The organism is Immundisolibacter sp. (assembly GCF_028696615.1).
Taxonomy (GTDB): domain Bacteria; phylum Pseudomonadota; class Gammaproteobacteria; order Immundisolibacterales; family Immundisolibacteraceae; genus Immundisolibacter.
This window is the reverse complement of the sequence record NZ_JAQVGQ010000168.1, coordinates 1-5,920: the sequence shown is the minus strand read 5'-3', so window position 1 is coordinate 5,920 and position 5,920 is coordinate 1. Positions and strand designations below refer to the sequence as shown.

The window sequence follows — 5,920 nt, the reverse complement described above, 5'->3', positions numbered from 1 at the left end:
GGAATGCCCATCTGCGCGGTCTTGATCACCATCTCCGAGGTCAGCCGGCCGGTGGTGTAGAAGATCTTGTCCGCGCCCTCGAGCCCGTCGAGCCACATCTGGCCGGCGATGGCGTCCACCGCGTTGTGGCGGCCGACGTCCTCGAAGAACATCAGGATCTCGCAGCCGCCGGGCGTGGCCTGCGCCAGCGCGCAGCCGTGCACCGCGCCCGCCTGCTTGTAGATGGACTCGTGGTGGCGCACGGCGTCCATCAGCGCGTACAGCGTCGACTGCTTCAGCAGGCGGTCGTGCGGCAGGCGCACCTGGTCGATCTCGTCCATCAGGCCGCCGAAAACCGTGCCCTGGCCGCAGCCGGTCGTCACCGTGCGGCTGCCGAGCTTCTCGTCAGCGTCGCGCAGGCCGTTGCGGGTGGTCACCGACACCGCGTCGACCTCCCAGTCGACCTGCACCGAGGCGATCTCGTCCAGGCTGCGCACCAGACGCTGGTTCCGCAGCCAGCCGATGGTGAGCGCCTCGGGCGCGGCGCCCAGTGTCATCAGTGTGACGATCTCGCGCTTGTCCACGTAGAGCGTGAGCGGATGCTCGCCGGCGATGGCGGTGGGCACGGTTTCGCCATGCTCGTTGATGGCCGGGATCTCGACGGTGAGCGGGCGGCTGGCCTGGCTCAGCAGGGGGCGTTGGGACGCATTCATCGGGGGCGTTCGCTGGGTTGCGGTAGGCGTCAGGCGGACGATTGTAGCGGCTCGCTGGCGAAGGGGTGGCGGTGGCTCGGGTTTTCACGGTCGCGATGCGGCGATCGGCGACGTATGCTGTGGACTTCATAAGCCGATAAAAGATGCGGGTGCGAGGCATGGAGAAATTCCCGGTTGCGGTGGTCATGGAGTGTCGCCGCCTGAACAATCCCTGGGTGGACGAGGCCTGGGAGGCGGTGGGCGTGGTCCCCGCCTTCGATCTGGCCGATCCCGCGCCGCTCGAGATCGTGTCCGAGCCGGACCGCCGCCAGTGGCGCATCGGTGGCTGGGCGATCGAGCTGTTCCGCGACGAGGCGGACAACTACTTCCTCAACATGAGTTCGCCGATCCCCAAGGTGTTCGTGATGTGGCGCAAGGAAGGCGAACTGGCGCTGCCTGCGGCGGTGTCGGCGAGCTATGGCGAGGCGGCGCGCTGGCTGGATTCGGGCGAGCAGGTCGACGGTGTGCCGATGTCACGCGAGATCGCCGACTGGGTGGGCGACTTCGTCAACACGCACTACAAGCCGGCGCCGCGCAAGAAGGTGCGGCGCAATGATCCGCTGGCGCCGGACCGGGGGCGGGCGTGAGCGCGGGCGGCTTCCTGTCGCGTTGGTCGAAGCGCAAGCTGGCCGCGTCGCTTTCCGCTGCCAGCCAACCGGCGGCGGCCGAAGCGGGCATGACGGCCGGCGCCGATGCCAAGGTTTCCGTTGATGCTGCTGCCGATCCATCCGCGGGCGTCGCCGGCGAAGCGCGGGACCGTGCCGCGGTCGAAGCCGCGCTGCCGCCGGTCGAGGAGCTGACGCTGGCATCCGACTTCACCGCTTTCCTGAAGGAAGAGGTCAGTGAGTCGCTGCGCAGGCAGGCGCTGAAGAAGCTCTTCGCCGATCCGCATTTCAACCAGATGGACGGGCTGGACATCTATATCGACGATTACTCGATCGCCGACCCGATTCCGCCGTCGATGATGGAGAAGCTCAGGCACGCACGTGAGTGGCTGGACGACGTCGAGGAGAAAACCGAGGACGAAGCTGCCGGAGCCCGCGAAGAAGTCGCGAACGAGGCGGTGGGCGAGGCCGATGGTGCGCCCCGCGCCGTTCAGGACGACGATGCGGATGTCAGCGCCGAGGCTGGGGCAGAGTCTGGCAGCAACGCGCCGGACGAGATCGGTGCGGTAACGCCCGAGCCACGCCCGGCTGCTTGTGGTTGATCCGGACAAAACGGCCCGGTCGGGACAATTTGTCGCACGTGTCGTCTGGCGGGGCTCCAAGGGTGATCGATTTTGGCGCTTCTGGCGCTAATCGAGCTTCCCCCGCTGGCCCGCGGAGTGCTTCTTATGAATAGATCCAACGGATGCATCGATGCAGACCACCCAAAAACAGATCCATCTCTGCGACTGTAATCGCAGCTTCAGTCTCGACGCCGAGCGGCTGGCCGCTGCGGCGGGCAGTCTTGCGTGCCATCACGCCCTGTGTGGCGCTGAGCTGCCGGCGCTGGAAACCGACCTGGCGGCGGGGCGCGACGTCTTCGTGTCCTGTACGCAGGAAACCACGCTGTTCGGCGAGCTGGCCGAGTCGCAGCAGGCCGGCCAGCGCATTCACTTCTTCAATCTGCGCGAGAACGCCGGCTGGTCGGCCGAATCTGCGCAAGCCACGCCCAAGCTCGCTGCGCTGATCGCCGCCGCGACCACTTTGCCGGAACCGGAGCCGGTGCCCGCGGTGCAGATGCGCGCCGGCCGCAACCTGCTGATCATCGGCGAGGCGGGCGCGGCGCTGGGCTGGGCCGAGCGCCTGGCGGGCAGCTTCGAGCCGGCCGTGCTGATCACCCAGCGCGCCGGTGAGGTTGAGCTGCCGGCGGTCAATGAATACCCGGTGTGGTCGGGCAAGCCGGTGAAGCTGTCCGGCCACCTCGGTGCCTTCGAGCTGCACTGGACGCAGCACAACCCCATCGACCTCGAGCTGTGCGTGCGCTGCAACGCCTGCGTCAAGGCCTGTCCGGAAGGCGCCATCGGTTTCGATCTGCAGGTCGACCTCGACGCCTGTCGCAGCCACCGTGCCTGTGTCGCCGCCTGTAGCGAGATCGGCGCGATCGATTTTGCGCGCAAGGATGTCGCCCGCAGCGAGCGTTTCGACCTGGTGCTGGACCTGTCCGCGGAGCCGCTGCTGAAGCGCGTCGAACTGCCCGACGGCTACGCCGCGCCGGGCCGCGACCCGTTCGAGCAGGCGTTGGCAGTGCAGGCGCTGGGCGAATTCGTCGGCGAGTTCGAGAAGCCGCGCTACGTCGCCTTCGACGCCGGGCTGTGCGCGCACAGCCGCTCGAAGAAGACGGGCTGTACGAACTGCATCGAGGTCTGCGCCACCGAGGCGATTCGCTCCAATGGCGACGTTATCGCGGTCGACCCCTACCTCTGCAAGGGCTGTGGCACCTGCAGCACGGTGTGTCCGTCGGGCGCCCTGGGCTTCCACTTTCCGCGTGTGCCGGACCTGGGGCAGCGGGTGAAGACGCTGCTGGCCGAGTATGCGCAGGCCGGCGGCACGGATGCCTGCATCCTGTTCCACGCTGCCGAGGCCGGCACGGCCACAATCGGTCGGCTCGCGCGCCGCGGCCGCGGACTGCCGGCGCGGGTGATTCCGGTCGAGGTGTGGAGCGCGGATGCGGTCGGGCTGGACCTGATGCTCGGCAGTCTGGCGCTGGGCGCCTGCCAGGTGGCAGTGCTCGCTGCCGGCAGCCATGATGCCGTGCCGCTGAAGGCACAGGCCGGGCATGGCCAGACCATCCTCTCGGCGCTCGGCTACACCGGCGAACATCTGCGTATCGTCGAGGCCGACGCCGACGACTGGCAGGCGCTGGAAACCGCGCTGTGGTCGTGGGCGCCGGCCGCCGCTGTCGCCGCGCCGGCGCGTTTCCGCCTGCTGCCGAAGAAACGCGAAACGCTGGATTTCGCACTGCGCCACCTCGTCGAGCACGCCCCTGCGGCGAAAGCCGAGGCGGGCCTGCCGGCGGCGATCGCGCTGAAGGCCGGCGCGCCTTTCGGCCAGGTCATCGCGTCCGACGCCTGTACGCTGTGCATGGCCTGTACCGGCGCCTGTCCGGCGAGCGCCTTGCGCGCATCGGGCGACAGCTATCGCCTCGAGTTCGTCGAGAAGAACTGCCTGCAGTGCGGCCTGTGCGTGAGTTCCTGTCCGGAGTCGGCGCTGAGCCTCGAGCCGCGCCTGCTGCTGACGGAAGACGCACGCCGCGCCCGCGCGCTGCGCGAGGCCGACATCTTCCACTGCACCGCCTGTGGCAAGGCGATGGGCGCGACGCCGCTGATCGAAGCCATGATCGCCCGCCTGTCCGGCCATTCCATGTTCGCCACCGAGGCCGAGCGCGCCCGCCTGCGCATGTGTGCCGACTGTCGCGTGATCGACATGATGAAGACCGAACCGGCGGTCAAAGCCTGGGACCTGAGCGAATGAGCGCGCCGATTTCTATTCAGTCGCAGCCGACCTGGTCCGAGGAGGACCGCGCGCGCGCCGACCACTACGCGCTGCTGGCGCGCCTGTTCCATGCCGCGCCCGACGCGGCGCTGCTCGACGCGCTGGTGCAGGCCGGGCGCAGCCTGGGCGGCGCTGAGGGGGCGCTGCCGCAGGCCTGGGCCGCGCTTGGGGCGGCCGCGTCCAGCCTGCCGCTGCAACACGTGCACGCCGAGTTCGATGCGCTCTTCGTCAGCGTTTCCAAGCCGGTCGTGATGACGAACGGCTCCTGGTACATCACCGGCTTCCTGCAGGAAGAGCCGCTGGCCGAGCTGCGCGAGGATCTGGCCGAACTTGGCCTGGGGCGTCGCCAGGGCGTGACCGAGACCGAGGACCACATCGCCGCGCTGGCCGAGGTGATGCGCCACCTGGTGTTGACCGGACCGGACGAGGCAGGGCTGGCGCGGCAGCAGCGTTTCTTCGGCCGCCACGTCGCGCCCTGGTATGCGGACCTGGCGGCAGCCCTGGCGAAGGCGCCGGGCGTGGATTTTTATGCGAGGGTCGGCGCGTTGCTGCTGGCCTTCATGGACATCGAACGCGAGGCGTTCGACATGCTGGAGGCGCCCGCCGAATGAGCGGCGCCGGACCTTTATCGAAGGGGAGAGCGAGGATGAAAGACGACAACACGAAGCTGTCGCGGCGGAATTTCCTGATGGCGGTCGGTGCCAGTGGCGCCGCGGGTGCAGCGGCACTGGCCGCCACCGCGACCAAGACGGTGCCGGGTGCTGCGCAGGCCGTCGAGACCGCCCGCCGCGAGGAAGCGGACAAGGGTGTGAGCGAGCACATGCGCAATTACTACCGCAGCGCGCGGGTCTGAGGAGGACGCGACGATGTTGACCAAGAAAAGCAGCGCCGCCACCGGCAGCGCCCGCCGCCTGCGGGGTTCCGCGGCGCGTGCCCTCGGCCAGACCATGGACCGTCGCGCCTTCCTGAAGCGCTCCGGCCTGGGCGTCGGCGCCGGGGCCATCGCGACGCAACTGCCGTACAACCTGATCGGCGCTGCCGAAGCCGCGGCGCCCGGCGTGTCGCGTGGCGAGGGCAAGGCCGATGTGCGCCGCACCGTCTGTACCCATTGCTCGGTCGGCTGTGCGACCGACGCCATCGTGCGCAACGGCGTGTGGGTGCATCAGGAGCCGGTGTTCGATTCGCCGATCAATCTCGGCGCGCACTGTGCCAAGGGCGCCTCGCTGCGCGAGCACGGCCACGGCGAACACCGCCTGAAGTACCCGATGAAGCTGGTGGACGGCAAGTACCAGAAGATCTCGTGGGAACAGGCGCTGAACGAAGTCGGCGACCGCCTGCTGAAAATCCGTGAGGAATCCGGCCCCGACGCGGTGTACTGGATCGGTTCGTCGAAGCACAACAACGAGCAGGCCTACCTGCTGCGCAAGTTCGTGTCCTTCTGGGGCACCAACAACTGTGACCACCAGGCGCGCATCTGCCACTCCACCACAGTGGCGGGCGTGGCGAACACCTGGGGTTACGGCGCGATGACGAACTCCTACAACGACATGCAGTTCTCGAAGGCGGCGCTGTACATCGGCTCGAATGCCGCCGAGGCGCATCCGGTGTCGATGCTGCACATGCTGCATGCCAAGGAAAACGGCTGCAAGATGATCGTCGTCGACCCGCGCTTCACGCGTACGGCGGCAAAGGCCGACCAGTACGTGCGCATCC

The 5,920-nt window shown here is 68.4% G+C and carries 7 protein-coding genes; 6 read left to right on the top strand and 1 reads right to left on the bottom strand.

The annotated features are described in order from the left end of the window. The coding region (locus PHC73_RS10590; protein WP_300127773.1) for a formate dehydrogenase accessory sulfurtransferase FdhD at positions 1 to 692 on the bottom strand (692 nt) is incomplete at its 3' end. 158 nt (positions 693 to 850) lie between these two features. On the opposite strand from PHC73_RS10590, the gene PHC73_RS10585 reads away from it, so the two are divergent. The 6 genes from PHC73_RS10585 to PHC73_RS10560 form a co-directional block, all read left to right on the top strand. Then, the gene (locus tag PHC73_RS10585) at positions 851 to 1,318 is read left to right on the top strand and encodes a DUF3305 domain-containing protein (protein WP_300127770.1); all 468 of its coding nucleotides are present in this window, start codon (positions 851 to 853) and stop codon (positions 1,316 to 1,318) included. Further along, entirely contained in the window at positions 1,315 to 1,938 is a 624-nt protein-coding gene (locus PHC73_RS10580; RefSeq protein ID WP_300127768.1) for a DUF3306 domain-containing protein, read from the top strand. Before PHC73_RS10585 ends, PHC73_RS10580 begins: the two co-directional genes overlap by 4 nt. A gap of 151 nt (positions 1,939 to 2,089) precedes the next feature. Further along, positions 2,090 to 4,186, top strand: coding sequence for a 4Fe-4S binding protein (locus PHC73_RS10575; RefSeq protein ID WP_300127765.1), 2,097 nt, complete (start codon positions 2,090 to 2,092; stop codon positions 4,184 to 4,186). Continuing rightward, entirely contained in the window at positions 4,183 to 4,818 is a 636-nt protein-coding gene (locus tag PHC73_RS10570) for a molecular chaperone (RefSeq protein WP_300127761.1), read from the top strand. Before PHC73_RS10575 ends, PHC73_RS10570 begins: the two co-directional genes overlap by 4 nt. Before the next feature lie 35 nt (positions 4,819 to 4,853). After that, positions 4,854 to 5,060 (top strand): hypothetical protein, encoded by a 207-nt coding sequence (locus PHC73_RS10565; RefSeq protein WP_287367260.1) that lies wholly within the window; start codon positions 4,854 to 4,856, stop codon positions 5,058 to 5,060. A gap of 13 nt (positions 5,061 to 5,073) precedes the next feature. Then, positions 5,074 to 5,920 (top strand): molybdopterin-dependent oxidoreductase (locus PHC73_RS10560; protein ID WP_300127755.1); only part of this gene is annotated, 847 nt, incomplete at its 3' end.